Raw genomic sequence first — 1,661 nt, 5'->3', positions numbered from 1 at the left:
AGTCTGTGCGTGAAATGTCAGCTAATGCGTTTAAGGATTACCAAACGCTGAAGACTTTCACAGAGAATGCCGCGCATGAACTCATGACCCCGATAGCTGTGATCCAGGGAAAATTGGATACATTAATGCAGACGGAATCGATAAGCCATATTCAGGCAATATTAGTTGAGGATCTCTATAGAGCTGTTTCAAGATTATCCCGGCTTAATCAATCCCTTCTTCTCCTAGTCAAAATTGAGAGCAATCTTCTCTTGGTAAAAGAGACTATAGAGATGAGTACCCTTGTGGAGAACAAGGTCAGCGAGTTTTCTGAGCTCCTTGAAGCAAAATCTATTTTTTATGAAATGGACCTCTCCCCAACGAGCGTAAATGGGAGTTCTTACCTGATTGATATTCTAATAAATAATCTGTTCAGTAATGCTATCAGACATACCACCGAAAACGGAAATATTAAAATCGTCCTTAAAAAGGATTCCCTCCATATTATAAATTCAGCAGCAGGCAATTCTCCTTTATCTGATCAAATATTTCAACGCTTTTACAAGGAAGAAAGCTCAGAAGGAAGCGGTTTGGGATTAGCTATTTCCTTCCAGATATGTGAGGTGCACGACTGGAATTTAAGTTATAATCTTGAGAGTTCAAACCATGTTTTTACTGTTTCTTTTAGCCCGGTAAGCACTCCTGATTTCTCGATTTGATATATTCTTTAGGTTCGTTTCTATGCTTTTAAATTTTTAGTTCAGAATTTACTCAAAATTGCTTTATAAATTAGCTATAATCCCTTTTCACCGATAATAAATTAATATAAAGGGCATTTGATTAGATTTTTTGACACCTCCTAAATGTATAAAATAGTTGTATGTATTCTTTTTACTTTACTTATTTCAGCCTGCCAGTCGAACCGATATATAAGCCGTAAAGCCTTTGCTGATGAGTTTAATAAACGATCTGAATATGCACTGAATGATAGTTTAATTCCCGGTAGTTTTCGATTACCTCCTGGAACTACTTTGGAAAATGGCTTAACTGAAGAAGAGGCTGTAAATATATCCCTATGGAACAATGCCCGTTTTCAGACTGATCTTGCCGATATATCGATGGCTAATGCAAATGTTACAAATGCAGCAATCATTTCCAATCCTTTATTGCGCTACCTGGCTCCTACAGGCGGCATAGCCACTTCGGGATATATCAATTTTGCACTCGACTTTATCTGGCAAAGGCCCCAGCGAATAGCCGTTGCTAAACTAAATGCAGACCGAATTGCTGATAGTTTAATGCAAAGAGGATTTTCCCTCATTCGAGATGTTCAGTTCAACTATGCTGACCTGCTTGCTGCAACCGAAAGGTTAACTATAATCCGGGAAACTGCCAAGATCAGAGCGGAAATGGCCCATCTTGCCAATGTCCGCTTGAAATATGGAGATATCAGTGAACTGGAAGCTTCCACTTCAAGGGCAGACTCCGCCAGCGCTGCCGATGATCTTGTACAGGCAAACCTGAACTACCTGTTAGCTAAAAGCTCATTAAATTATATCATGGGATTCACTTCTCCGGATACTGTCATATCTGTCATCACGGCTAGACCTGATACCATTTTGCGAAAGATTCCAGTTAAGGATTATCTGGAGCTGGCATTTGAATACAGACCAGAGATTAGG

Annotated in this window: 2 protein-coding genes; both read left to right on the top strand. The window is 39.4% G+C overall.

Annotated features, from left to right (window positions below; translation table 11 throughout):
- A partial coding sequence (locus WBJ10_RS04410; RefSeq protein ID WP_424288322.1) for a sensor histidine kinase occupies positions 1-698 on the top strand: 698 nt, incomplete at its 5' end.
- A 144-nt stretch (positions 699-842) separates the two neighbouring features.
- The coding region (locus WBJ10_RS04405; protein WP_424288321.1) for a TolC family protein at positions 843-1,661 on the top strand (819 nt) is incomplete at its 3' end.

It is taken from the genome of Daejeonella sp. (assembly GCF_049655485.1).
Lineage (GTDB): Bacteria > Bacteroidota > Bacteroidia > Sphingobacteriales > Sphingobacteriaceae > Daejeonella.
This window is presented reverse-complemented; position numbering and strand designations above follow the sequence as displayed.